General features: G+C 45.4%; 1 tRNA gene and 2 rRNA genes. All 3 read right to left on the reverse strand.

Features of this window, described 5'->3' with window-relative positions:
* Nucleotides 1-5 precede the first annotated feature (5 nt).
* Nucleotides 6-121 (reverse strand): 5S ribosomal RNA (rrf, locus tag GNT65_RS20460).
* 9 nt (nt 122-130) lie between these two features.
* A tRNA-Thr gene (locus GNT65_RS20465) sits at nt 131-206 on the reverse strand.
* Between the two features lie 83 nt (nt 207-289).
* Nucleotides 290-405: ribosomal RNA gene (gene rrf / locus GNT65_RS20470) — 5S ribosomal RNA — on the reverse strand.
* Between the last annotated feature and the right edge of the window lie 150 nt (nt 406-555).

The following is a 555-nucleotide window of genomic DNA, read 5'->3' on the forward strand; positions in this document are numbered from 1 at the left end:
TAGGCGCCTGGAAATGACCTACTCTCACATGGGGAGACCCCACACTACCATCGGCGCAATTGCGTTTCACTTCTGAGTTCGGGATGGGATCAGGTGGTACCACAATGCTATGGTTTCCAGACAAATTTAGTGGTGCTGATACCCAGAATCGAACTGGGGACCTCATCCTTACCAAGGATGCGCTCTACCGACTGAGCCATATCAGCACAAAACTGTTAAATAACTATGCGTCTTACTCTAAATGCGCTTGGTTATTTTGCTTATACCCTAAAGGTTAAGCGAAATTAGCGCCTGGAAATGACCTACTCTCACATGGGGAGACCCCACACTACCATCGGCGCAATTGCGTTTCACTTCTGAGTTCGGGATGGGATCAGGTGGTACCACAATGCTATGGTTTCCAGACAAATTTGGAAATTTGGAAAGCCGTTTGAGTTCGCACTTCAATCAAGTACTTTGTATTCTTCTGATTCAGTAACCATTACTTACTTTGCAGTAAAAACCCTTTTGGGTTGTATGGTTAAGCCTCACGAGTCATTAGTACAGGTTAGCTCA

The sequence above is a fragment of the Shewanella insulae genome, from assembly GCF_009831655.1.
GTDB lineage: Bacteria > Pseudomonadota > Gammaproteobacteria > Enterobacterales > Shewanellaceae > Shewanella > Shewanella insulae.